At 59.3% G+C, this 25,074-nt stretch carries 17 protein-coding genes; 9 read left to right on the top strand and 8 right to left on the bottom strand.

Going from position 1 to position 25,074, the window contains the following annotated elements:
• The first annotated feature begins 3 nt into the window (after positions 1–3).
• The 3 genes from M9Q49_RS11330 to M9Q49_RS11320 are packed head-to-tail and all read left to right on the top strand — an operon-like array spanning position 4 to position 3,465.
• On the top strand, positions 4–978 hold the full coding sequence (locus M9Q49_RS11330) for a hypothetical protein (protein WP_254508856.1): 975 nt from the start codon (positions 4–6) through the stop codon (positions 976–978).
• Positions 979–1,032: 54 nt separating this feature from the next.
• Entirely contained in the window at positions 1,033–1,869 is an 837-nt protein-coding gene (locus M9Q49_RS11325) for a phosphoenolpyruvate hydrolase family protein (RefSeq protein WP_254508855.1), read from the top strand.
• Positions 1,870–1,875: 6 nt separating this feature from the next.
• Positions 1,876–3,465 (top strand): sulfatase-like hydrolase/transferase, encoded by a 1,590-nt coding sequence (locus M9Q49_RS11320; RefSeq protein ID WP_254508854.1) that lies wholly within the window; start codon positions 1,876–1,878, stop codon positions 3,463–3,465.
• 33 nt (positions 3,466–3,498) lie between these two features.
• Here M9Q49_RS11320 and M9Q49_RS11315 read toward each other — a convergent pair whose 3' ends face one another.
• The 4 genes from M9Q49_RS11315 to M9Q49_RS11300 all read right to left on the bottom strand — a co-directional run bounded on the left by M9Q49_RS11315 (position 3,499) and on the right by M9Q49_RS11300 (position 6,306).
• Positions 3,499–3,915, bottom strand: a complete 417-nt coding sequence (locus M9Q49_RS11315; RefSeq protein WP_254508853.1) for an organic hydroperoxide resistance protein — start codon at positions 3,913–3,915, stop codon at positions 3,499–3,501.
• Between the two features lie 83 nt (positions 3,916–3,998).
• Entirely contained in the window at positions 3,999–4,409 is a 411-nt protein-coding gene (locus M9Q49_RS11310; RefSeq protein WP_254508852.1) for a VOC family protein, read from the bottom strand.
• A gap of 11 nt (positions 4,410–4,420) precedes the next feature.
• The gene (locus M9Q49_RS11305; protein ID WP_254508851.1) at positions 4,421–4,873 is read right to left on the bottom strand and encodes a GNAT family N-acetyltransferase; all 453 of its coding nucleotides are present in this window, start codon (positions 4,871–4,873) and stop codon (positions 4,421–4,423) included.
• 86 nt (positions 4,874–4,959) lie between these two features.
• On the bottom strand, positions 4,960–6,306 hold the full coding sequence (locus M9Q49_RS11300; RefSeq protein WP_254508850.1) for an MFS transporter: 1,347 nt from the start codon (positions 6,304–6,306) through the stop codon (positions 4,960–4,962).
• A 106-nt stretch (positions 6,307–6,412) separates the two neighbouring features.
• On the opposite strand from M9Q49_RS11300, the gene M9Q49_RS11295 reads away from it, so the two are divergent.
• The 4 genes from M9Q49_RS11295 (at position 6,413) to M9Q49_RS11280 (ending at position 12,890) form a co-directional block, all read left to right on the top strand.
• Complete coding sequence (locus tag M9Q49_RS11295) at positions 6,413–7,285, top strand: MBL fold metallo-hydrolase (protein WP_254508849.1); 873 nt, start codon at positions 6,413–6,415, stop codon at positions 7,283–7,285.
• A 14-nt stretch (positions 7,286–7,299) separates the two neighbouring features.
• Positions 7,300–8,505 (top strand): glucuronyl esterase domain-containing protein, encoded by a 1,206-nt coding sequence (locus M9Q49_RS11290; RefSeq protein ID WP_254508848.1) that lies wholly within the window; start codon positions 7,300–7,302, stop codon positions 8,503–8,505.
• A gap of 186 nt (positions 8,506–8,691) precedes the next feature.
• Entirely contained in the window at positions 8,692–10,488 is a 1,797-nt protein-coding gene (locus tag M9Q49_RS11285) for a S1C family serine protease (protein ID WP_254508847.1), read from the top strand.
• Positions 10,489–10,511: 23 nt separating this feature from the next.
• On the top strand, positions 10,512–12,890 hold the full coding sequence (locus M9Q49_RS11280) for an efflux RND transporter permease subunit (protein WP_254508846.1): 2,379 nt from the start codon (positions 10,512–10,514) through the stop codon (positions 12,888–12,890).
• A 7-nt stretch (positions 12,891–12,897) separates the two neighbouring features.
• Here the strand turns inward: M9Q49_RS11280 and M9Q49_RS11275 are convergent, their stop codons facing one another.
• Both M9Q49_RS11275 and M9Q49_RS11270 read right to left on the bottom strand, forming a co-directional pair.
• Positions 12,898–13,938: a hypothetical protein gene (locus M9Q49_RS11275; RefSeq protein ID WP_254508845.1), complete on the bottom strand. Its 1,041-nt coding sequence runs from the start codon at positions 13,936–13,938 to the stop codon at positions 12,898–12,900.
• Positions 13,939–14,277: 339 nt separating this feature from the next.
• A complete protein-coding gene (locus tag M9Q49_RS11270) occupies positions 14,278–14,871 on the bottom strand; it encodes a DUF4254 domain-containing protein (protein WP_254508844.1) in 594 nt (197 codons plus the stop codon).
• A 175-nt stretch (positions 14,872–15,046) separates the two neighbouring features.
• Between M9Q49_RS11270 and dgt the strand changes: the two genes are divergently transcribed.
• Both dgt and M9Q49_RS11260 read left to right on the top strand, forming a co-directional pair.
• Positions 15,047–16,204 carry a dGTP triphosphohydrolase gene (dgt, locus tag M9Q49_RS11265; RefSeq protein ID WP_254508843.1) on the top strand — a complete coding sequence of 386 codons (1,158 nt, stop codon included), beginning with the start codon at positions 15,047–15,049 and terminating at the stop codon, positions 16,202–16,204.
• 357 nt (positions 16,205–16,561) lie between these two features.
• Positions 16,562–22,288, top strand: a complete 5,727-nt coding sequence (locus M9Q49_RS11260; RefSeq protein ID WP_254508842.1) for a beta strand repeat-containing protein — start codon at positions 16,562–16,564, stop codon at positions 22,286–22,288.
• Positions 22,289–22,369: 81 nt separating this feature from the next.
• Here the strand turns inward: M9Q49_RS11260 and M9Q49_RS11255 are convergent, their stop codons facing one another.
• Positions 22,370–23,284 carry an ATP-binding response regulator gene (locus M9Q49_RS11255; RefSeq protein WP_254508841.1) on the bottom strand — a complete coding sequence of 305 codons (915 nt, stop codon included), beginning with the start codon at positions 23,282–23,284 and terminating at the stop codon, positions 22,370–22,372.
• Positions 23,285–23,485: 201 nt separating this feature from the next.
• Positions 23,486–24,952: a Gfo/Idh/MocA family protein gene (locus M9Q49_RS11250; RefSeq protein ID WP_254508840.1), complete on the bottom strand. Its 1,467-nt coding sequence runs from the start codon at positions 24,950–24,952 to the stop codon at positions 23,486–23,488.
• Positions 24,953–25,074 lie beyond the last annotated feature (122 nt).

Below are 25,074 nucleotides of genomic sequence, written 5' to 3'. Positions count from 1 at the left end.
CCCATGCGCCGTTTCATTTGGTTGTGCGTTTTATTGCTCTGCGGATTTCTTTCAAGTCGTGGTTACGGACAAGCGGAGCAGAAACCGGACGCTCAGCCGTCTTACACGCCGCTGCCGACGTTGAATGCGGCAGACGACTCGCCAGTGGCCTCGCCGCCGATTCGGGTCGCGCCGATTCCAGCTGCGCTGCGCGACGAATATAAGATTCACAAGTTCTACCAGAAGCATCTGGTGATCCGCGGCATTCCTGTCATCGGATCAGACGAGGTGACCGATTACGCCTTCCTCGAATGTGCCTGGACTCTCGACCACATGTTGCATGGTCGCGAGAAAGCGCTGAAAGCCCTCGTCAGTGCGAAGGTTCGCATGGGGATCATCGGCGTGCAGCAGTACACGATGGACATACCCGAGAACCAGCGACCGTCGATGACGGCGAAGGGAGCCTATCACGATCGGCGTTCGCGCGGCCTCGGCGGCCTGCCGATGGCGACCTGTGCCGAAGAGAATTTGCTGAATCTGCGCGGTGATCCTTACACACGCGAGAACATCACCATCCACGAGTTCGCTCACACACTGGCAAGCAGCCTTCGCCGTGCCGACCGCGCGTGGTGGGACAAACTGGAAGCGGCCTACGAACAGGCGAAGGAAAAGGGAAGCTACGGCCGGAGCTACGCCAGCACCAACGCGCAGGAATATTGGGCCGAAGGAGCGCAGTGCTGGTTCGATTGTGCCAACCCGCGCAACAGCGGTGGCGCAAGCAACCGGAATGAGTTGAAGGCCAAGGACGAGCCGCTGGCGGCATTGCTCACCGAAGTCTATGGTGACACCCCTTGGCGGTATGTGAAAACCGAAAAACGGACAGCCGCCGCCGACACCGCGCACCTGGCAAACATGAACCGCGCGTCGTATCCGGCGTTTGATTTCAATCATTCGCCGCGTATCAAAGCCGAAGCGGAAGCTGCCCGCAAACCGGAGTGAAGCGAGGCTGCTACACTTTGCTCACGATCAACAGCCCTCGAAAACGGAAACCCAATGTCCCTCTTCTCCCGTGATGAAATTCTTTCCCGTCTGCGCGCCAAACTTGCGAAAGGTCTGCCGATTATCGGCGGTGGCGCGGGGACCGGCATTAGCGCCAAAATGTCGGAAGCCGGCGGCGTCGATCTGCTGGTGATCTACAACAGCGGCCGCTTTCGCATGGCAGGGCGCGGTTCGCTCTCGGGAATGATGCCCTACGGCGATGCCAATGCGATCGTCATGGAAATGGCCCGTGAGGTGTTGCCCGTGGTGAGCAAGACGCCGGTGCTGGCGGGCGTCTGCGGCACCGATCCATTTCGCATCATGAAGCTCTTTTTGAAGCAAGTGATCGAAGCTGGCTTCAGCGGCGTGCAAAACTTTCCCACGGTCGGCCTCTTCGACGGTACGTTCCGGCAAGGACTCGAAGAAACCGGGATGGGCTATGGCCTCGAGGTCGATCTCATTCGACAGGCGCGCGAGATGAACCTGCTGACCACTCCCTACTGCTTTAATGCCGAAGAATCGACGGCGATGGCCGAAGCGGGAGCCGACATCATCATTGCCCACATGGGCCTGACGACGAAGGGAACCATCGGCGCGACGTCGGCGGTGACGCTCGAAGATTCTGCTCGCCGCGTGCAAGCGATTCATGATGCAGCCAAGCGAGTGCGCAGCGACGTGATCGTCCTTTGCCACGGCGGGCCAATCGCCGAGCCGGCCGATGCTCAGTACATTCTCGATCACACCAGCGGCGTGAGTGGTTTCTATGGCGCGAGTAGCATGGAACGGCTGCCGGTCGAGCCAGCGATTCGCGATCGCGTGGCCGAGTTCACTCAACTCAAGTTCAAAAAGTAAATGGCCATGCTGCGGTACTTCTTGCTCATCGTATTTGGTGTTTTCTCAACCGCGCTCGCCGCCGAGTCGCGGCCGAATATTCTCTGGATCAGCCTGGAGGACATCAGCCCCGATCTCGGCTGCTACGGCGACGAGCAAGCGCTCACGCCGAACATTGATGGGCTGGCGAAACAAGGGGCGCGCTTCACGCGAGCCTTCACCCACGCGGGTGTGTGCGCGCCGAGTCGCTCCGGTCTGATCACTGGCATGCATCCGACGACCATCGGCACGCATTACATGCGCTGCAAGGGCGTGCCGCCGGCGCATGTGAAATGCTTCACTGAGTATCTGCGAGGCGCGGGTTACTACTGCACCAACGATAACAAAACCGATTACAACTTCGATGCTCCGCTGACGGCCTGGGATGACAATCGCGCCGGCGCTCATTGGCGGAATCGGCCCGACAAAGATCAGCCGTTCTTCAGCGTCATCAATCTTGTCTCAACGCACGAGAGTCAGATTCGCCTCGGCGAAAAACAACAGGCGGCCCGTCGCGAGAAACTCGCCGAGAGCGAACGTCATGATCCGGCGAAAATGGTCCTGCCGCCGTACTATCCCGATACGCCGATCGTTCGCCGCGACCTGGCTAATTACTACGACAACCTCACGTTCACCGACAAACGAGTCGGCGAGATTCTGAAACAACTCGACGAAGACGGCCTGGCGGATAAGACAGTCGTCTTTTTTTGGGGTGATCACGGTCGGGGTTTGCCGCGCGGCAAACGCTGGGTTTACGACAGCGGCATTCGCGTGCCGCTCGTCATTCGTTGGCCGGGGAAGATCGAACCGGCGAGTGTACGCGAAGACCTCGTCTGCTTCCTCGATTTCGCGCCGACGCTCCTCGCACTTGCCGGCATCGAACGGCCGCAGCATTTGCAGGGGCAGGTTTTTCTCGGCCCTGAGAAAGCCAAAGAGCGCGAGTATGTATTCGCGGCTCGCGACCGAATGGACGAAACGCTCGATATCATTCGCTCGGTGCGCGATAAGCGATTCAAATACATCCGCAACTATCGTCCCGACCTGCCGTATGCGCAGGACATCGCCTACATGAATGAAATGCCGACGATGCAAGAATGGCGACGCCTGGCCGCTGCGGATAAGCTCGTCTTTCCGCAGACGATTTTCTTTCAGCCGACGAAGCCCATCGAAGAACTCTACGACACCGACAAAGATCCGCACGAAGTGAATAACCTTGCGGATAAGCCAGAGTTTGCGGCCGAACTCATTCGCCTTCGCGCCGCTCACGAAAAATGGCGGAAAGAAACCGGCGATCTCGGCTTGATTCCAGAAGCGGTTCTCAATGAAGAGCGCCGCCCTGGCGGCAAATGGTCGGTTACGGCAGCGCCGAGGATCGGGTTTGCTGGTAACAAAGCGACCATCGCCTGCGAAACCGTTGGCGCTTCGATCGCGTATACGCACGGCGAACTCAAACAGATGGGCAAACCACTCTGGAAGCTTTACACCGGCGCGATCGAGGTCCCTACCGGAGCCAAGTTGAAAACAAAAGCCTGCCGGCTGGGCTACCGCGACAGTGAGATTGTCGAAGGTAGTCCCTAACCGGACGAGGCCACCGCTGGGAGGGATCGCTTCTCAGACCAGATTGATTTCGACGTCGATATTGCCGCGCGTTGCCTTCGAGTACGGGCAAATCTGATGTGCGGCGTCAACGATCGATTGAGCTACCGCGCGATCGAGCCCTGGCAAGCTGACATTCAGCCGCGCTCGCAGCAGGTAACCCCCTTCGGCCAAACCGAGATCGACTTCAGCATCGACAGCCCGATCGGCTGGCAACGTGACTTTTGCTTTGCTCGCGGCCACGCCCATCGCGCCGAGAAAGCAAGCCGACCAACCGGCTGCGAAGAGTTGTTCAGGATTCGTGCCGGTTCCCGCGGTGCCGGGCGACGAGAGTTGAGCTTCGAGGCGTCCATCGGAACTGCGCGATGCGCCATCACGGCCGCCAGTGGTGTGGGTCTTGGCCGTATACAGGACTTTATCGATGTGAGACATGGTAGGCTCCTTTTCGCAAACTTGATTGAAACTGTCATCTGCGAAGGATTACCGGCGGTCGGGCCAGATCTTACAGCCGACGCTCACTGCGACAAATTCTGCTCTGTCGGCTGCAGCAAATCCCACGAATTGCCGTACAAATCGCGAAAGACCGCCACGGTCCCATACGGATGCGGTACCGGCGGCCGCACAAACTCCACGCCGTTCTGCCGGTAACGCTCGTAGTCGCGCCAAAAATCGTCGGTGTACAGAAACAAGAACACGCGGCCGCCCGTTTGATTGCCGATGCGCGACTCCTGCTCTGGTGTCGATGCTTGTGCCAGCAGCAGCCGAGACTCGCTGGCGCCTGGCGGAGAGATAACCACCCAACGTTTCGCTTGTTCCGGAACGAATGTGTCCTCGATCAAGACAAAGCCCAACTTGTCGACGAACCAGGCAATGGCTTCGTCGTAGTCGCGCACGACGAGCGAAACGAGTCCGAGCGATTGTTTCATCGGAGAGTTCCTCAGGTCGATGGCGTGGTGAATTTCATCGCCGTCGAATAATGCTGAAAGCCGACGGATTGCCAGAACCGCAAACCGCGCGGATTCGTGGCCAGCACGTCGAGATGAATCACCGCGCCGCGCGGAAATACCGTCTCCACCAGCGACCGCATCGCTTGCCGGCCGAGACCTTGGCCACGTTGTTCGCGCACGATGAGAAACTGCCGCAGGTGAACTTCGGGTATCGACGGATCGTAGTAATCGCTGCCTATCTTGAAAATCGAATAGCCGACGATTGCTGAGTTCAGTTCAAAGAGAATTCCCTGCCAACCTTCGTGCAGCCATTTCTCCATCCGGTCGGCCATCTGCGCGGCGTTCATAGGGTTGCGACTTTGTTCGTCATCGGACAATTGACGATTCATCTCGCCCAGTTGTTGATAATCATCAGCCGTGGCAGCGCGGAGTTTCAATTCCATAGCGCAATTAATTTCTTCGATGGTGGGAATAGAACACGAGCGGATAGAACGCAGGGACGACACGGCAGACGTGCGACAGGTTCGCGCTATTGCGGTCCCGGCATCGTTTCCGCCGCAGTATTAAGTCCCTGGGCCGTGGCTGGCAAGATGCCGAGGCGCTCGTAGATGGGACGAGCACTCTGTCGCAGCCGGCGGAGTTGCGACGCGAACGTGATCGCCGCGATGAGTATCACCACTGCCGAGCCGAAGACCACTTCGCGCACGCCGATCCACTGCGAGAGGAGCCCCGTCAGCAAACTGCCGAACGGTGCGGTCCCTTGAAATGCCATGCTGTAAAAGCCCATGACGCGGCCGCGCTTGTCTTCGTCGACCATCGTTTGAATCAGCGTGTTGCAGGCGGCCATCTCGATCATCATGCCGGCGCCAACTCCCACCAGGCAACACGCCGACAGCCAGGGAATGTGCGACCACGAGAACGCTGCGAGCGACACGCCCAGCAACGTCGTCGCTACGATAATCACTCTGCCGAGGCCGAGCACGCTCGGTCGCGAAGCGAGATAAAGGGCGCCGCCGAGCGCACCCAGTCCCGAAGCCGCCGAGAGGAGCCCCAGCGTATACGGCCCGCCTTTCAGCAATTCCGCAGCAAAAACCGGCATGAGCACCGATTGCGTCATCGAAGCAAAGCTCACAACGCCGAGTAGCAGCAATAGAATTCGAATCGGTGGAAAGCCCCAAGCGTACTGCACGCCCTCGCGCAGATGCGTCGCGATCGACGCGGCCACCGGCTTGTTCGCAGCGCGAGGAACTTGCATCGCGAGAAGAGCCAGCACTACGGCGACGTAGCTGATGGCGTCGAAGACAAAACACCAGGCTTCGTTCGTCAGCGCAATAACAAATCCCGCGATCATCGGTCCGATCAACCGCGAGCCGTTGACCAGCGAAGAGTTAAGCGCGATCGCATTCGGCAAGTCCTCGCGCTTGGCGATGAGCGATACCAGCAAGGACTGTCGCGCCGGCATATCGAACGAATTGATCAGCCCTTGCAAAAAGCTCAGTCCGCAAACGGCCCACACGCCCCAACTCGGATCGGCGCAGAACGCCACGGCAGCTAGGCCCGCCGATTGAAGTAGCGACAGAATCTGCGTGACAAGCAGCACGCGATAGCGGTCCCAGCGATCGACAAACACCCCTGCGATCGGGCTCAGCACAAAAATCGGCGCCAGGCCGATGAAGCTCACCACGCCAAGCATCCACGCGGCGTTGTCGCCGCTCCAGCGATAAACGAGCCAGCTGGTCGCCAGCCGAGACATCCAGGTGCCGATGAGCGACGTTCCTTGCCCGGCAAAGAACAACCGATAATTTCGATTGCTCAGGGCCCGGCCGAGCCCCGAAAGTCGCGAAAAACCACCATTCGGCGGCGAAGTGTCTGCCACGAAAGCTCCTCAGTCGCTGATTTTCCTCGAGCAATGCTGCGAACCGCGCGCCGGCCCGAGAAAAATCATTTGCTACGATGATTGTAAGACAAGTGGAGAGTGAGTCGTGGCCGATCAACGCAAACGTGTGGCAGAAAATTTCCCCGGCGACTTTTTCGTCGATTCGACCTGCATCGATTGCGATGCCTGTCGGCAAATCGCTCCCGCCGTCTTCGGCGAAGCGGCGCAGACTTCTTACGTGAAGAATCAGCCACAAAACAACTCGGATCGCCTCCGCGCTTTGCACGCACTCGTCTCTTGCCCCACCGGCTCCATCGGTTGTCTCGGCGACGATGATGTAAAGTCCGTAATGAATGACTTTCCGCTCCTCATCGAAGAGCCTGTCTACTATTGCGGCTACAACTCCCCAAAATCATACGGCGGAAATAGCTACTTCATTCGCCGCGCGGCGGGGAACTGGCTGGTCGACTCGCCGAAGTTCATCGCGCCGCTGGTGAAGCGCTTGGAAAATCTCGGCGGCGTGAGTCATATCTTTTTGACACATTCGGATGATGTCGCCGATGCCGAGCGTTTTGCCGCGCACTTTGGCAGTCAGCGGATCATTCATCGCGAGGAGTTGTCGTCGCAACCTGGCGCGGAAATGATTCTCGATGGCGATGGGCCGTGGGATTTGTCTCCCGATCTGACCGCCATCGCCACGCCCGGCCATACTGAGGGACATTGTGTGCTGCTGTTTCAGCAACGCTTTCTTTTCACCGGCGATCATCTCGATTGGGATCGCGACGGGCAGCAACTCTCGGCTTCGCACGATTACTGCTGGCACTCTTGGGGCGAACAGATTCTGTCGATGCAGCGACTTCTCGAGTACGATTTCGAGTGGATCCTGCCGGGGCATGGTCAGAAGGTGCTGCTCCCTGCGGCGGAGATGCGAGCGCAACTGACGCGACTGATTGCAGCTATGAAAGAGAGAACCCAGTGATGCTGAACTGCCGAATGCATCTACATTCGTTCTGTGTTGTGATCGCGCTCGCGACTGGCTTCGCTTGCTATGCAGAGGAAGCGTATCCACCGGATCCGGCGATGCCTGCGTATCAATTGCCGGAAGTGCTGAAGCTGCAGTCGGGCAAATCCGTGACGACGCCCGAGGAGTGGCAGAAAACTCGGCGCGGCGAAGTGCTGGAACTTTTTCGCACGCACGTCTATGGCCGCATGCCGGTGACTCGCTACGAGCAGTCGTTTCATGTGACGCATGAAGATAAAGAGACGCTCGGCGGCAAGGCGACGCTGAGGCAGGTCGAGATCCGCATTGCGCGGGAAAGCAAGTCGCTGACGATTCGCGTCAATCTATTTTTTCCCAACAAATCGGATGCTCCAGTACCGGCGTTCGTATTGATCTGCAATCGTGGCGCTGAGAACATCGATCCCACCCGCGAAAAGAAAAGTGAATTCTGGCCCGTCGAGGAAGGAATCGCCCGCAGCTATGCGATGGCTGCGTTTCTGAACGCAGATGTCGATCCGGATAAGGACGACGGTTTTAAAGATGGCGCGCATGGCTTGCTTGACGAAGGTGAGCGTCAGGCCGATTCTTGGGGCACGATCGCGGCCTGGGCTTGGGGAGCGAGCCGCGTGCTCGATTATTTGCAAACCGTGCCGCAAATCGATGCGAAAAAAGTTGCTGTTATCGGCCATTCGCGCGGCGGCAAGACGGCGCTCTGGGCAGCGGCCGAGGATCAGCGGTTTGCCCTGGCGGTTTCGAATGACTCGGGCTGCGGCGGTGCTGCAATCAGCCGGAGGCGATTCACGGGGCGCGAACAAGTCGCACGGATCACCACGGCCTTTCCGCATTGGTTCTGCTCGAATTTCAAAAGTTACACCGATCGCGAAGATGAGCTACCGATCGATCAACATGAGTTAATCGCGCTCATCGCGCCGCGAGCTGTCGCCGTTGGTAGCTCGAGCGAAGATCGCTGGGCCGACCCGCGCGGCGAGTACCTCAGCGTCATCCACGCAGCGTCCGTGTACGAACTATTTGGACATAAGGCTCTCGGCAAAGCCGACCTGCCAGCGATCGGCAACGCGATTCACGGCGACCAGGCTCACTATCATCTGCGGCCGGGCAAGCACAACCTGATTCTGGAAGATTGGAAGCATTATTGGGACTTTGCCGATCGCGTTTTTGACCGGAAGAGTAAGGAATAGGTAATCATCGCCCTTCTTGGCAGATTTGCGGTCGGCGATCACAATGGACTCACTGGTGTTGGCGGGTTTGTTTCGCACAAGCCCTCGCCGCTCTCCCACGCCAGAGGCGGAGCGAGTTTTGGAGCTACGAATCGGAGGCAGCTCATTTCCTCAGGGAAGCCTGCATTCCCGGGAGAGTTGGTCACTATGAAGCGCGGCATTTTTCACAGTTGCTCTCTGCTGTTGGTATTAATCTTGGTCGCGCCGGTCGTGGCCGAAAGTCCCACACTGGCCGAACTGAAAAAGGCGCAGGAGCAAACTCGCGAGCATCTCGACAAAATGATTGCCGCGACGGTCGGCATTCACTTGGAAGATTCTTCCGGCAGCGGCGTAATCGTGAGCGAAGATGGTTACATTCTGACCGCGGCTCACGTCATCATGATTCCCGGTGATATTTTCGATGTCGAACTGAGCGATGGTCGTCGCGTGAAAGCCAAATCGCTCGGCATGGATCATGAGTGGGATGCCGGTCTGGCAAAGATTCAGGTCGACGACAAATGGCCTCATGTGAAAATGTCGAAGGAGAAACCGAAAGCCGGTGAGTGGTGCCTCGCCACGGGCCATCCTGGCGGCATTTTCAAAGATCGCAAACCGCCGCTGCGACTCGGCCGCATACTTGTCGTCGGCGACGGCACCGATCCACTCGCCGGGCTGCAAACCGACGCCACCGTCTATCCCGGCGATTCCGGCGGGCCGCTCTTCAATCTCAAAGGCGAAGTAATCGGCATTCATTCGAACATCGGACTCGATGTGCTCGAAAACCAGCACGTGCCGGTCGAGATCTATCAAAAGAAGTGGGATGACTTCGTCGCCAGCAAAGAATTCGGCGAGCCCTACGATCCCGATGCGTTTGAATGGTCGAGCTTGCTCGATCTCATTCCCGATTCGATCTACGGCTTGTACGACGTGATCGCCAGTTGGTTTATCGATGCTCCGGATTACTACGGCCTGGCGAAAGACAGCGCCGAAACATTGGCGAGTGTCGAATCGCTCACCACGCCGCTGGAGCGCTCGATTGTCGATGTGCTGGCCGATGAAAAGGCGGTTGCCGTCGGACTGGCGGTGAGTCGTCGCGGCCAGGTGTTGACGAAATTAAGCGTGTTGAAAGGCGAACTGCACTGCCTGGTCGACGATGAACCATTGACGGCCAAGATCGTTGCCAAAAATGAAGCGCACGACCTGGCCCTGCTGCAGATTGAAGACGCGCCGCGCTTGAAGCCGGTGACTTTTGCCGATAAGGCGCCGCAACCGGGGGCCTGGTTAGTCACTCCCGATATCGATGCCTCGCCGCTGTCGCTGGGCATCGTGAGCAATGCCGTGACCAAGGTAGAACCGACCTCGCCGCCGCGTGGCGCGATGAAGGTCGAAGTCGCCGATGCTGACGATGGCGGCGTGCATATCAAACGCGTGATCTTCGGCGGCCCAGCGTCGAAGGCAGGCATTCGCGTCGACGATACGTTGATCGAATTCGACGGCAAGAAGCTCGCCGACGCCGAAGCCCTGTTCAAACAAATGGAGAAGACCAAGCCCGGCCAGGAAGTGGGCGTGAAAGTGAAGCGGGCCGACAAGGAGCTCGACGTCAAGTTGCAGCTGGTTCTGTTCGTCGACGAAGATGAAGAATACTCCGGCCACCTCAGTGAACGCCGTGCAGGCTTTCCCGCCGTTTTCGCCCACGATACCGCGATCATCCCGCAAGCCTGCGGCAGTCCGGTGCTCGATCTCGACGGCAAAATCGTGGGGGTAAACATCGCCCGCGCTGGACGTGTCACGACGTACGCGATTCCTGCCGAAGAGCTGCAGAAAATCGTACCGAAGCTGGTGCAGCAGGCGAAACGAAACGAACGAAAGACCCCGCAAAAAGCTCCTGCTGAAAAGCCGATGCCCGCATCGGAGCAGAAGGATAAACAACCAGCGAACCCTGTTCCCGCCCCGATGGCACCTTAGTCGCTGGCCGGTATAACGGACGCATGACCCTACCTCCGGCCCCGAGCCTCTCCAGCCGACTCGTCGATCTATACCTGCAGGGGCGGTGGATCTGGCTGGGAATCGCCATCGTCATCGCCTTCATCGCCTGGCCCGCGGCGCAGCGCGTGAAGTTCGATCGCAGTGTTGAGCGGATGTTCGCCTCCGATGATCCGCTGCTCGCACCTTGGAACCGCCTGAAAGCCGAGTTCGGCGGCAACGAAGTCGTTCTCGCCGTGTATCGCGACGAAAATCTGCTGAACGCCGACGGCAGCGGCCTGGCCCGCGTGGCGAAGATTCGCGATCGGTTGGAAAAGATCGCCGGCGTGCAGGATGTTCTCAGCCTGGCCGAGATCAATGGTCTCGTCGAAAAGATCGAAGCCTTCAACCTCACCAAGCCGAAGGGGAAAGGGCCGCCGCTGGTCGACGCGAAGAATCAGACCGCGCAGAATTTTCTCGCGCTCTTTGAAGGCTACACGCACGGCCCCGATCGCAAGGTAGCTGCATTCGCCTGCATGCTCGAGCCGCCGCCGGCAGGAAAACTGCTCGATGCCAAGCAGCGAAACAACACAATCGCCGGGCTGCGGGCCATCGTGCAGGATCTGCCCGATGGTTTAAAAGGCGGCGTCCTTGCTGGCGAACCAGTGATGGTCGTCGAAGGCTTCGACATGCTCGATAAGGACGGCAAACGATTGTGGCTCTGGTCGACGATCATGCTCGCGCTGACGGTGATCGTGTGCTTCTTCAGCGTGCGCTGGTTGATCGCACCGCTCGCGGTTGTGAACTGGGCGCTGCTCCTCACGCAGGCGACGCTCGTTTGGTTGCAACTCGAGTTGACCATGGTCAGCTCGATGCTCTCGGCGATCATCACGGTGGTCGGCGTCGCGAGCGTTGTGCATCTAATCGTTCGCTGCCGAGAACTCGAAGCCGAAGGCATTCCGCAATACACGGCGTTTCGCACGTCGATTCTCGCGCTAGCAATTCCCATCGGCGGCGCGATCGCGACCGACGTCGGCGGCTTTGGTTCGCTCTGGTCGGCCAAGGTCGGCCCCGTGCAAGACTTCGGCACGATGATGTTCATCGGCTCGCTGGTCGTGGTGCCCGCGATCTCGTTGCTGCTGCCGGCCATCTCGCTGCTCGGCGTGAAGAAACCGACGAGCGAAACGAAAGAAGAAATCAAACCGACGGCGGTTCATACTTCGTGGATCGATGATCAGTTGCACTCTGGACTAACCGGCCTCTTGAACTTTCTCCGCGCTCGGCAGGTCACGGCGGGCATCGTCATTTCGCTCGTGGCTATTTTCATCGCCTTTGGCGCGTTGCGACTCGATGTCGAAACCGACTTCACGCGCAACTTTCGCTCCGACAGCCAGGTTGTGAAATCGTACGAGTTTGTCGAAACGCAACTCGGTGGCGCTGGCGTGTGGGATGTGATGATTCCCGCCCCGCGAAAGCTCGACGATGCTTACCTCGACAAGGTTCGCAGTTTAGAGAAGCGGCTGCGGGCGATTGAGTTTCCGAAAACGGATAAAGATGCCGCACGGCCCGGCCTGACGAAAGTCATCAGCCTGGTCGATGCCCTTGACGTGATCAAAGTCGACGGCCTGCTGTCGCTCGTGCCGATCACGACGGAGATGAAGATTCAGAAAATGATGGAAGAGCTGCCGATCTTTACGGCGGCTCTTCGCTCGGTTCCGAAAGATCCGCAGGAACCAAGCCGGCTGCGGATCATGCTCCGTGCTCGCGAACGGCAATCGGCGGAACAGAAGCGCTGGCTGATTGAGCAAGTCCGGACGATCGCGCTCGAGGAATTTCCGCTGCCGAAAGGCTCTGAAGATCCGCGGGCCGGCGCCGAAGTGACTGGCTTCTTTGTGCTCCTGACGAGCTTGATCGAAAGCATGCTTCGCGATCAGTGGATGACGTTTGCTGTCGCGACGGCCGCGATGGGCTTCATCATTCTCGTGCTGTTTCGCAGCTTTAAGTTGGCCGTGATCGGCATCGTTCCGAACGTCGTGCCGATTTTTCTGGTGATGGGCCTGGTCGGCTGGATCGGCCTGCGGATCAACATGGGCGCTGCGATGATCGCTGCCGTTTCGATGGGCTTGTCGGTCGATAGTTCGATCCACTATCTCGACACATTCTTGCACGCTCGTCGCCACGGCAAGAAGAGCGTCGCCGACGCGCTTGCCGAAGTGCAAAGTAGCGTCGGCCGCGCGATGCTCTTTACCACGCTCACGCTTGACCTCGGGTTTCTCGTGCTCTGCACCAGCGAGTTCATTCCAACCGTATATTTCGGCGCCCTCGTCAGCCTCGCCATGATCGGCGGTTTGGCCGGTAATCTCATTATTCTGCCGCTGTTGCTTGGTTGGTTCGTACGCGATTAGGTCTGCTTTAGGGCTGCGAAACATTCACGGCTTGGGCGTTCGTGGCCGGTTGATATCCGTTCAGCAGTCCGAGTTCTTCGCGGGCGGCGACAAAATCACCGGCGGCATTTCGCACGCTGCTCGGGAGTCGCGAAGGGATGCTGGGATTGGCAGGGAGATAGAGCAACCGTTCGAGCCAATCGTGCGGCACGTCTTGATCGTTGTTGCCGACGAAGACTCGCTGGAAAGGATTCGGCGGGCGATTGTTGATTTCTTCCGCGCTCTGGCGAGCGACCATTCGCACGTTGGCTTCGGAGCGAGCGAACCGAGCGGCCGCTTGTTGAGCAGCAGTATCACCGGCGAGCGAAACCGGAATCAGAAAATCCCGTTGGCCAGCCCGTTGCTGGTTTTGGCCGCGCAGGCGCCCCTCAGCGACACAGCGCAGGTGAACATAGTCAGCCCGCCAGTTGCTCGGCACACGCCAGAGAACGCAAACGGTCGTCGAACCTTCCAGCAGTTGGCGGTCGGTAGTGTGGAGCTTGAAATAAACGCCCGTGCCGCGAAAGACCGTGCCGCTGGCAACGACCGTTTCGAGTGGCGGCAGGCGATCGAACTTGCGGTTGCCGTTTTCTTTGTTCGACTCGCCGAAGTTCAGGTTGGCGCTGGTCCATTCCTGATAACGGCCCGTCAGATCGAAGCCCGACGTGTTCGAGCTTTCGCGTCCTTCGCTCACGGCGACATTGCCAGTGATGCTGGTATCGCGAGCCGAGCGCGGCTGATAGTCGTAAACTTGCATCGTTCGCTGCAGGCTTTGCAGTTGAAACACGAACTGCGTAACATCGCGCTCGTTGCCGGCGACGACGATCGAAGAAATATCGAAGCGAGCTTCGACGATTTTTTCGCCCGGCTGCGTTTGCACCGGCGCGATGATTTCGCGCATCGCAATTTGATAGGGCGCGTCGAACTGCACGCGCGGGCCGTTGGGGGTTTGGGCCTGCAGGGCAGATGCGGCCGAAGTCGCGAATACGAACGCGACACTGAAGAGAAGAGACCGCTGCACACGAACCATGGCTGCACACTCCTACGGGAGGACTGTGCCTGGGCCGATCTTAGGCTAACGATCCGCGGTCGGGGCAGCGCGTGAAATTCGCACGCAGCAGCCACGAGCGCCGGGGCTCCCTCCTGGAGCAGACAGGCAAATGAGAAGACAAGCCGTCGCCAGATCACGGTCGAATTCCGCCGCAGAGTTGCTGGGCAACGTCACAATACTAGGGATTACGTACGCCGGGTCAAATTTGTCCAGTCGAGTAAAAATAAATTGGCTGTGGCGATTCTTCGCTCGTTCGTAGGACGGACCAATGGTCCGTCCTACGGGCGCGTGCTTTCATCGCAGTGAAAGCCGAAATTGCTAGCCAGCGGCGCGATAGAGATGAGGGTTCAGCGTCGGGTCGTTGTACATCTTCATCTGGCGGTAAGTCTTATGCTTCTTTCGGCCGGCAAAGATATCGCTGAGAAGCTCCTGCGCCGATTGCGACAAGTCGTGATGCTGAGCGTGAGCGACTTCCAGCTTGCGAGCAACGCCGGCGCGATGCTCGTGCGTGGCGTCGCGGCGATCGACTTGTTCTTGCAGGTGATAAATCCGCAGGGCGAGAATGGCGAGGCGATCGATCGAGCTGCCGACGGTTTCGGTGTTTTGCGTGGCAGCGGGCTGCGGCGTGATCTGACGATGAGCGAGTTCTTCCGTCAGCCAATCGTCGAGCTTCTCGATGTAATCGTTGCGCTGTTGATTAAAGCGGTCGATGGCCCGTTTGACCTGGGCGATCGTCGAATCCGGCACATCCTTGCTGCGGGCCAAGTCTTCTTCGTGCCACAACTGATAGTTGAAGGTCAGCTGCTGGCACACCAGGTTCAGAAAGCCCGTGTAGTGGTTCTCGATGGGTTGCTGATGCCAGCGAGCGATCAAATGGGCGTGCAGTTCGGTGATTTCAGCAATGCGATGCATCCGTGCCTCGTCTAAGTCTTGTACGCGTGCGGGAGGGAGCCAACATCTTGCTGGCTATGATGGGGATTTTATGCCAGCTGCGGTTTCTAAACAACGCGAAAGTTTTCGCCGTCGCGGTAGCGTGCTAGCTGCGAGCGGACTTTGCATGCGGAGCCGAAAAACCTACCATAAGTCGATGAAACCAGCAGTGAACGAATCATTTGCCAATATCAGCACCGTCGATGAGCGCGAGCAGGCGCTGTTTGCCAGCTACGCCATGTTTAGCCGGCAGTCGCGCGGGCGGAAGCATCCGCAGCCAGAGCATCCTTATCGAGGGCCGTTTCAGCGCGATCGCGATCGGATCATTCACTCGGCGGCATTTCGGCGGCTGTCGGGAAAGATGCAGGTCTTTACCGGCGACTTTGGCGATTATCATCGCACGCGGTTGACGCACACGCATGAAGTCTCTTGCCTGGCGCGCACGCTTGGTCGTTGCCTGCGCTTGAATGAGGATCTCGTCGAAGCCCTCGCGCTGTTTCACGACATCGGCCATCCGCCGTTTGGGCATGCGGGCGAAGACGCGCTGAACGAAGTGCTGCAAGATTATGGTGGTTTTTCGCACAACCGCTTTGCCCTCACGATTGCCGAGGATCTGGAGCAGCGGTATGCCGAGTTTTCGGGTTTGAATCTGACTTACGAATTGCTCGAAGGACAACAGACTCGCGCCGAGAAGGCAGCCCTCTTTGCCGCGACGGGTGGTGCCGGGCCGCTCTTGGAAGTGCAAGTCGTCGAAGCCGCCGACAGCATGACGTATGACGCGCATGACTCCGACGATGCCGTGAAGCTGGGGCTGGTGACGATGGCTGAACTGGAGCAGAACACGCTCGTTCGCGAAGCCGTGGCGGCGTCGAAGCAGCGCTATGCCAACTGCACGGGCGATTTGCTCCGCAAAGCCGTGGTCCATCATTTGATCGAGCGGCAGGTGAGCGAAGTGCTCCGCGTTTCCGGCGAACGCCTGGCCGAGTGCCGCGGCCTGACGAGCGATGAGGCGCGGCGACTTGATTTTCGTGTCGGTGTCGGGCCAGAACTCGCCGAGCTCAAGCGCGAGCTAGAGCGGTTTCTTTACACCCGCGTGTATCGCCATCCGAAGCTCGTGGCCATGCGCACCGAGGCGCAATCGCGATTGCAACAGGCCTTTCAGGGTTATCTCGATCGGCCTGAGTTGCTGCCGGCGCATCACTTTCGGCGGGTCGCGCGCGTCGGTCTGCCGCGGGCAGTGGGCGATTACTTGGCGGGCATGACCGACCGTTTCTTCGAGGCCACGTTTGAGCAGCACTTCGCGGCCGGGTCGTAAGCAAGGGCGGCCGTCCGCTTGTTAAGCTTCGGTTAAGGCAAAGTTCAGAACATTACACGCAATGTTCAGGAAAAAAGGCGGAATCTTAAATTTCCACCTTGAAGGATGGGTTTCTGACAGTATGCTCGTGGCTATTAGGATTTTGACGATTTTTACGGATGAACGACCCCGCTCGCAGCTCGGCAATTGGTCCGCAAACGCCTTTTCCTAATCCTCTCCAAATACCTCTCGCCCGGCTGAATCGCTGATTTGCAACCGCAAGTTGGCCGGTTCCCGCTGCGCCTGCGACCTGCCCCAGCGCTTGCGTCAGCCGTTCCACCCCGTCGATAGCTCACCTTGCTTTGGAGTCTCTGGCTCATGAAACTTCGCCAGCCCCAGCGTGCCCGTTCGCAATCCCGCAGCCTGACCCGGCAATCGCGCCGGCGGCATTTTCGGGCAAGTTTGGAACAGCTGGAAGACCGCAGCCTGATGGCGGCGTTCACGGCGGGGAATTTGGTTATCTACCGTGCGGGCGATGGCGTGGCCGCGTTGAGTAACGCTGCCGTGGCCGCTTTTTTAGACGAGTACACACCGACAGGCACACTGGTTCAGTCCATTGCTCTGCCGACGGCGCCGAATGGCACGCAACTGGCTGCATTAGCCAGCGGGAGTTCGACGAACGATGGCATGATCTCGCGATCGGCCGACGGCCAGTACATCATGTTTCCTGGGTACAACAGTGTCGCGGGAACGGGGGGGGTGGCTGCGTCACTTCCGACTGTCACGCAGCGCGTCGTGGGGCGCATCGATTCGGCTGGCGTCATGGACACCAGCACGGGACTGACAACGATTACGAATAACATTCGTTCTGTAACCAGCACGAATGGAATCGACATATGGACTGGTGGAAGCAACACCGGCGTCCAGTACACGACGCTAGGCTCCACGACTTCAACCGTAGTAAGTGTTTCGCCGCAGAACAACATACGTACGGTGCAAATAGTCAATGGCCAACTGATGGCCACAACCGGAAGCGGTAGCGCTTTTAAAATTGGCAACGTCGGCGTCGGATTACCCACGACTTCTGGTCAAACGACGACGACCCTGCCAAACGTGCCCGCGACGGGTGCAATCAACCAGTTTTTTATGGCCGACTTGGATCCGAGTATACCCGGACCAGACACGTTGTATTATGCCGAAGAAACGTTGAGCGGGGTCTCGAAGTACACTCTTGGTTCCAACGGCAACTGGACGTTCAGCGGAGGCATTACAGGCACCCTGAATTTCTATGGAATTACCGGCATCGTCAGCGGTAGCACAGTTACTTTGTTTGCGACGCGTATTCCCACGAGTATGCAGACCACCCCTGCAGCTTTTTCTTCGCTGGTGGATAGCAGCGGCTATAACGGGACCTTGACTGGCGCCTTCACGACACTAGCGTCGGCGCCGACGAACACGGCGTTTCGCGGCATCGCCCTCGCGCCGGTTTCAGCCGTCGCCAACACCGCGCCGGTCAACACTGCGACGGGGCCGCGGATCGCCACCGAAGACACTCCGCTGGCCATCAACATGCCCTCGCCGATCTCGGTAGCCGATCCCGATGTCGGGGCCGTTGTAACGACTACGGTCTCCGTTCCCAGCGCGACGGCCGATGGTACTTTCACTGCAAATGCTGGTGCGGGAACTGCTGTCGTTACGATTTTGAACGGCGGGCGGACCGCGCAGTTCGTCGGTGCGCCGGCGCAAGTGAATACGGCACTCGCGACGCTGGTGTTCACCCCGGCGCTCGATCGCAATAGTATCGATCCACCGGCTACGCCGGTTGTCGTGACGGTTTCGACGACCGATGGCATCGCTACCGACACCGATACCTTCAACATCAATATTCTGGAAATCAACGATCCGCCGGTTGCCGTCGCCGATAATCTCCCGGCCATTAATGAAGATTCGCCGGTCGTGGTCATTCCCGTCGCGAACCTGCTGGCCAACGACAGCAAGGGAGCTGCGAATGAAGTCAACCAAACGCTCACGTTTACGTTGATCACCACGGGCGTTGTCGGTGGCTCGGTGCAACAGGTGGGCTCCAATGTGGAGTTCACTCCCACGCCCAATTACAACGGCCCGGCGTCGTTCAGTTACACGATCACCGACAACGGCACGAACGCGGCAATTGTGAATGCCTTATCGGGCACGGGGACCGTTTCGTTCACGATCAATCCGGTCAATGATGCGCCGAGCTTTACGCCCGGCGCCAATCAGGTGCGGCCGTTTGGCACAAACACCGCGCAATCGGTGAACCCGTGGGCCACCGCGATTTCAGCCGGCGGCGGCGAAACGCAAACGTTGACCTTCAACGTCAGCAACAACAACAACGCAATCTTTTCGACGCAGCCCGCCATTTCGAGCACTGGCGTGCTGACCTTCACACCGACGGGCGTTCCGGGCGTCGCAACAGTGACCGTCGTGCTGCAAGACAACGGCGGCACGGCGAATGGTGGCATTGATCAGACCGCGCCGATCACGTTTACGATCACGATCAACACGGCTGGCAATGCGCCGACGATCAACGCGATCACTCCCGTCACGATCAACGAAGACGCCGGTTTGACCACGGTCAATTTCAGCGGAGTCACGGATGGCGCCGATGGCGCGCAGCAGGCCATCAGCATTTCGGCCATCAGCAACAATCCGGGGCTCATTCCGAATCCCACGGTGACTTACACTTCGCCGGCTGCAACGGGAAGCTTGAGCTTCACGCCCGTTGCCAATGCCAGTGGTACGGCGACGATCACGGTGACGCTCGTCGACTCCGGTATCGACCTGATTCCCGGTACGCCCGACGATTTGACCACGACGACGAGTTTCCTGGTGACCGTCAACCCGGTGAATGACGCGCCGACGATTACCAACGGCAACGTCAATCCTTTTCCCGCCATCGAAGACGATCCGCCGCTCTCGTTCACGTTTACCGGCATCACAGCAGGCCCGGGCGAAACGCAAACGCTGCAGGTGACGGCGACGAGCAGCAATCCCACGCTGGCCAGCCCCGTAGTGACCTACACCTCACCCTCCACGACGGCCGGTGTCGCCGTTACGCTCGCGCCGAACCTTTCTGGCACGGCAATCATCACGGTTACGGTTCGCGATGCCGGTTTCGACGGCGTGTTGAATACTGCCGACGACGCCACCACGTCGACGACGCAAACGATCAATGTCACGCCGGTCAACGACAGGCCGACCATCACCACGCTGGGGAATCAAACCGTTGCGTTCAATTCCGGCGCTCAATCGGTGGCTGGTTTCGCCAGTGTTGTTTCGTTTGGTCCGCCCGACGAAGCCGGCCAGGCAATTCTGAATTACATCGTCAACAGCAACAGCAACTTCGGCTTGTTTTCGGTACCGCCCAGCATCGACGCGACGGGCCGATTGACTTACACGCCGGCTACCGGACAGCAAGGGACGGCCACCATCATGATATCGGGCCGCGATAACGGCGGCGTGAACAATGGCGGCTTCGATACGAGCGATCTCGTTTCGTTCACGATCACCGTTAGCCCGCCGTCGCCCAATTTGCCGCCGACCATCAATCCAGTCAACCCGCTCACCATCAACGAAGACGCCACGTTGCAAACCGTGTCGTTCAGCGGTGTGAGCGGTGGAGCCGATGTCCCCGCGCAGAACGTGACGGTCACGGCGACCAGTGACAACACCGCTGTCATTCCGAACCCAACCGTCAACTACACCACCGGCGCAGCGAGCGGCAGCTTGACCTTCACGCCGGTCGCCAATGCCAACGGCACCGCCACCATCAGCGTGGTTGTGCGCGACTCCGGCCTCGATCTGATTCCGGGCAACAGCGACGACAGCAGCGTGACGACCACGTTCGTGGTGACCGTCAATGCCGTCAACGATGTTCCGTCGTTCACGATCACGTCGACGCACACCAGCAACGAAGACGCCGGCGCCCAGACTGCCGCCGGTTTCGCGACCAACTTGTCGACCGGGCCTGCGAATGAATCCGCACAAACGCTGACCTTCAACGTGCTCACCAACAGCAACCCGTCGCTGTTTGCCGTGGCACCCGCAATTTCGCCGACCGGCACGCTGACGTACACCGCAGCACCAAATGCCTTCGGCAGTGCGACCATCACCGTCGTTGTGCAAGATAACGGTGGTTTGGCAAACGGCGGTGTCGATACGAGCGCGGCGCAGACGTTCACCATTACTGTCGCGCCTGTCAACGACGCGCCGACATTCGCCATCGGCCCGAACCGCACCGTGCCGAATACTGCGGGTCCGCAAACCTTCGCTGGCCAAGCCACCACGATTGTGGCTGGTCCGGCCAATGAAGCGGGCCAGGCCGTGACGCTGAGCGTTACGGGCAATTCGAATCCGGCGATCTTCTCGGTTGCGCCGAGCATCGCCGCCAACGGCACGCTGACGTTCACGCCAGCGCCAGGCGCGTCGGGCACTTCCACCATCACCATCGTCGCACAAGACAACGGCGGCACGGCGAACGGCGGCGTCGAGCTGAGCATTCCGCAGACATTCACCATTACGGTGCAGAACGACAACCCGCCGACGATCAATCCGGTCAACGACGTGAGTGTGAATGAAAACGCCGGGCCGCAAATGGTCAGCCTCACTGGCATCACCGCCGGCGGCGAAATCCAAGCCATCAGCGTGACCGCTGTCAGCAGCAATCCGGCGCTGATTGCCAATCCCTCGATCTCGTACACCTCGCCGTCGTCAACCGGCACGCTGGTTTATTCGTCGACTCCGGGGCAGACAGGTTCCGCCACGATCACCATCACCGTTCGCGACGCCGGCTTCGACGGCATTTTGAATACTGCCGACGACAAGACCACGACGGAACCGTTTACGGTCACTGTCGTCGCCGTCAACGATCCGCCAGTAGCCAACGATCAAACGTTGCCGGCAGTGTTGAATACGCCGGTTAGCGGCGTCCTGACGGCCAGCGATCCGGATAGCCCGACGCTGATCTACGGCATTTCGATGAATCCCAACCTCGGCACGATCACGTCGTTCAACGCGGCGACCGGGGCCTTCACTTACACTCCGCTCCCCGGCGCGACCGGGCTTGATCTGTTCACGTTCAGCGTCAGCGACGGCGAACTGAGTGACACCGGCATCGTCCGCATCGCGATTCAAGGGGCGCAGCCCGTCGTCACGCCCAGCAATGGCGACTTGCTGGTGATCGGCACGCCAAATCCCGACATGATCATCATCAGCTATGCGTCGGCGGGCGTCGTGCTCGTGCGCACCGACGCGGGCAGCGGCTTGTACCCGGTCACCGGTCGGTTGATCGTCAACTCGGGCGAAGGGAACGATTACGTCATCGCCACGGGCGTGCTCGTGCCGACCACCATCGATCTGGCCGAAGGGGACGACTACGCCTCGAGCGGCATGCAAGATGATCTGATCATCGGCGGCGCTGGCAACGACAAAATCAACGCCAGCGGCGGCAACAATGTCATCTGGGGCGATACGCTGGGCGAACAAGACCTGCCAACCGGTGGCGCCGATGTGCTCAGCAGCCTCGGCGGTAACGACATTATCTATGGCGGCGGCGCGAACGATCAGATCTTCAGTGGCGCTGGCGACGATTACATCAATGCTGGCATGGGCGACGACACGGTCAGCGCGGGCGCTGGCAACGACCGGGTCTTCGGCAACGGCGGCAACGACGGGTTGTACGGCGACGAGGGCGACGACGTTATCAGCGGCGGCGCTGGCGCTGACACACTCGTGGGCCGCACCGGCGACGACATTCTGATCGGCGGCACTGGTGGCGACACCATCAACGGCGACGACGGTCGCGACTTGCTGTTTGCTGGAAATACCACCAACAGCGCAAGCTCGACTGCCGGCGATGCTAATGATCTGGCGCTGATCAGCATGTTGCTCAGTTGGACGACGAGCCATCCTAGCGGCCTGGCCTCGTCGCTGACGACCGGCAACGATGGCGCTGCCGACAGCCTGCTGGGCTACACCGGCGACGATGACTTCTATGCCAATACGGGCGACGCGCTGAGTGACTTCAATCTGCCGTATATGGGAACGGACCGGCTGTTTACTGCGTAACTCGAGCTTATTCTGCTCTGCGTGGGTCAGGCACTGAAGTGCCTGACCTACATGAGGGTTGCCAGTCGAAGCGCGTGGTGCTCAGGCGGGAATTTCCTGGCTCTGCTGCTCGGCTGGCGCGCGCTTGATCATCGTCACTTCGTTGCCACTCACGTTGTAGCGAACTTCGTCCATGAAGGTCTTCATCAGCAACAGCCCGCGGCCACTCACGCGTTCGATGTTCTCGGGATCGGTTGGATCAGGCAGCGTATGCGGATCGAAACCAGGCCCTTCGTCGCGCACGACAAACGTGCCGCTGCGCGGCGTCACCTCGATGCTCACATGCAGTTGCCGCTGGCTGTAAGGCGGTGATGTGCGGCGCTCACTCACTAACTGCTGATAGACAGCGCTATCGCCGTCGCGCTGCTGGCTGGTGAGCTCGAGGTTACCATGAAAAAGGGCGTTGCGAAGCGCTTCCTCGAACGCAATGCACACGCGGATGACGCTCGACTCGTCACACAGGCCGACGCTGCAGAGCAGATTCTGCACGTAGTTGATAAACGGCGGAATGAAATCGGCGTCGTTGCCCAGGCTAAAATGCAATTGCCCCTGCTGCATACAGCCCATCAGTTTTTGCTGGTTGAGCTGGGCGAGGCGAAGCGCGAACACATCGCGCACGGTTTGTGCGAGCAGATGATTGAGCGCTGCTTTCGGCACGTAGCTGGCCGCGCCGGCTTGCAGGGCTTGCAGCGAAGTTTCTTCGGTTCCCTTGCCAGTCATCAGCACCACGGGGAGCTGCGGATATTGCTGCACGATCGCTGCGACCAGTTCGAGCCCGTTCATGCCCGGCATGACCAGATCGGTCACGACAATGTCGGGCTGACTGGCGGCGATCTGCGCGAGCGCCGTTGGACCATCGGTGGCGTAGACGACGTTCCAGTCACTGCCGCGCGCAAGCAACCCGCCGGCTAACTTTCGATCGACGGCAGAATCGTCTACCACGAGCACCGTGGGCATCGTTGTCCCTTTCGCAGCGAAATGCGCAAACCCAGCGATCGCTGGGCAGGGAATACGATACCGCTAGCGGACCTGGCGCTGCCAGCGGTTATCGATTGAGAAGCTGGCGGATGCGTGCCGCCGCTGAGTCGTGCAAAAGCCGATGTCCCCCGCCCTGTATGATCAATTACAGCGGCGGGGGAGTCGTTAGCAAATTTGCAATTAGATATCCGCTTCGGCGGGAATCACGTAGGGCTTGCGGTCCTGGCGGCTCAGCCATTTGTTGGCGGCGTCGTTGCCGGGGAACGTTTCGGTCTTGGGATCCATCGTCAGCAATGGTCCGATGGTCAGCGGCGTCTTTTCCAGATCCACGCCGTTCTCCTTGAGGTGCGTGACGGTCCGCTCGAGGGTTTCCTTCATGTTGTCGTTCGTCTTGACGTCGGCCAGCTTGCTCGTCATCGCAGCGAGAGTCGCCGTTTCACCCAGGCGGTACGAAATGTTGCCGGTGTGGCACAGCGCGCTGGAGAGGTGACCTTCTTCGATGTCGGCGTTGAGATCCTTCGGATCGCGCGAACGAACGGCTTTGAGGAAGTTCTGGAAGTGATGGCTGTCGTCGCCACCCTTGAACTCGGCAATCATCTTCCCCGCCTTGTCGAACGCTGCGCCGCCGTTGTAGCTCGGCAACACGACATAACCCTCGGATCCCTCAAAGATCACGCCGACCTTGGCTCCCTTGTAGTCGCCGGTCTTTAAGCCGCGCACTTCAAAGGTCAGCGTTTTGTCGCCGAACTCGTGCACGATGACTTGCGTGTTGGCCGTTTCGCCGGCATCTTCATAACCGACGCGGCCGCCGTAGCTGACGACTTTGTCGCTCAGCTGATTCACACCCAGCCCCCAACGGCTGATGTCCATTTGGTGAATGCCTTGGTTGCCGAGGTCGCCGTTGCCCCATTCCCACTGCCAGTGCCAGTCGTAGTGGAACTTCGGCCGTGTCAGTGGCAGCATTTGCGTGGGGCCGCACCACAGGTCGTAATTCACTTCCTTCGGCACTTCGTACGTTCCCTTGGCGCCGATCGACGCCCGCGGCTTGTAGCACAAACCGCGAGCGAGCTTCACATCGCCGATTTTGCCGGCGTGAATGAAGGCGATGGCATCCCGCATGCCGGGATTGCTGCGGCTTTGCGTGCCGGTCTGGCAGATCTTCTTGTGCTTGCGCGCGACTTGCACTGCGCGGCGGCCTTCGCTCACGTTATGGCTGACCGGCTTTTCGACGTACACATCCTTACCGGCGAGCATCGCCCAAATGGCTTGAATCGAGTGCTGATGGTTGGGCGTGGCGATGCTGATGATGTTGATCGTCTTGTCGTCGAGTACGCGGCGGACGTCGTCGATCACCTTCGGCACGAGGCCCCCTTGGTTCTTGCCGATCGATTCGGCGTTGCTGCCGGCGCGCTTGCTGTCGACATCGCAAATGTGCGTGATCTTCGTCGTGCGACCTTGCTTCCCGGTCCACGCACCAATGTGCGAACCACCCCGGCCACCGGCGCCGACGACGCACACCTTCAGCTCGTCATTGGCACTCCCCTTTTCTTCCTGGGCAAACACCGGCATGGTGGAACCAGCCGCGACCGCGGCTGCGGCGGCGAACATCGAATCTTCAAGAAACTGGCGACGCGTGTACTTCGACATGACGGTGAAACTCCAGAAGGAACGACCCCAAAATTTGGGCGGAGAGAAATGGTCAGAACGAAATCGGCAGGAATACTTCGCAGGCGGAAGAACAGTGTAACGGAAGGAAAATAGCGGGGAAA

It is taken from the genome of Anatilimnocola floriformis, assembly GCF_024256385.1.
GTDB classification, from domain to species: domain Bacteria; phylum Planctomycetota; class Planctomycetia; order Pirellulales; family Pirellulaceae; genus Anatilimnocola; species Anatilimnocola floriformis.
The sequence above is the reverse complement of the archived record's forward strand: the minus strand, read 5'-3'. Positions and strand labels throughout refer to the sequence as shown.

Bases quoted from the DNA above. Each gene is read 5' to 3' on its own strand.
- M9Q49_RS11330 (WP_254508856.1), top strand. From the start codon at position 4: ATGCGCCGTTTCATTTGGTTGTGCGTTTTATTGCTCTGCGGATTTCTT.
- M9Q49_RS11325 (WP_254508855.1), top strand. From the start codon at position 1,033: ATGTCCCTCTTCTCCCGTGATGAAATTCTTTCCCGTCTGCGCGCCAAA.
- M9Q49_RS11320 (WP_254508854.1), top strand. From the start codon at position 1,876: ATGCTGCGGTACTTCTTGCTCATCGTATTTGGTGTTTTCTCAACCGCG.
- M9Q49_RS11315 (WP_254508853.1), bottom strand. From the start codon at position 3,915: ATGTCTCACATCGATAAAGTCCTGTATACGGCCAAGACCCACACCACT.
- M9Q49_RS11310 (WP_254508852.1), bottom strand. From the start codon at position 4,409: ATGAAACAATCGCTCGGACTCGTTTCGCTCGTCGTGCGCGACTACGAC.
- M9Q49_RS11305 (WP_254508851.1), bottom strand. From the start codon at position 4,873: ATGGAATTGAAACTCCGCGCTGCCACGGCTGATGATTATCAACAACTG.
- M9Q49_RS11290 (WP_254508848.1), top strand. From the start codon at position 7,300: ATGCATCTACATTCGTTCTGTGTTGTGATCGCGCTCGCGACTGGCTTC.
- M9Q49_RS11285 (WP_254508847.1), top strand. From the start codon at position 8,692: ATGAAGCGCGGCATTTTTCACAGTTGCTCTCTGCTGTTGGTATTAATC.
- M9Q49_RS11280 (WP_254508846.1), top strand. From the start codon at position 10,512: ATGACCCTACCTCCGGCCCCGAGCCTCTCCAGCCGACTCGTCGATCTA.
- M9Q49_RS11275 (WP_254508845.1), bottom strand. From the start codon at position 13,938: ATGGTTCGTGTGCAGCGGTCTCTTCTCTTCAGTGTCGCGTTCGTATTC.
- M9Q49_RS11270 (WP_254508844.1), bottom strand. From the start codon at position 14,871: ATGCATCGCATTGCTGAAATCACCGAACTGCACGCCCATTTGATCGCT.
- dgt (WP_254508843.1), top strand. From the start codon at position 15,047: ATGAAACCAGCAGTGAACGAATCATTTGCCAATATCAGCACCGTCGAT.
- M9Q49_RS11260 (WP_254508842.1), top strand. From the start codon at position 16,562: ATGAAACTTCGCCAGCCCCAGCGTGCCCGTTCGCAATCCCGCAGCCTG.
- M9Q49_RS11255 (WP_254508841.1), bottom strand. From the start codon at position 23,284: ATGCCCACGGTGCTCGTGGTAGACGATTCTGCCGTCGATCGAAAGTTA.
- M9Q49_RS11250 (WP_254508840.1), bottom strand. From the start codon at position 24,952: ATGTCGAAGTACACGCGTCGCCAGTTTCTTGAAGATTCGATGTTCGCC.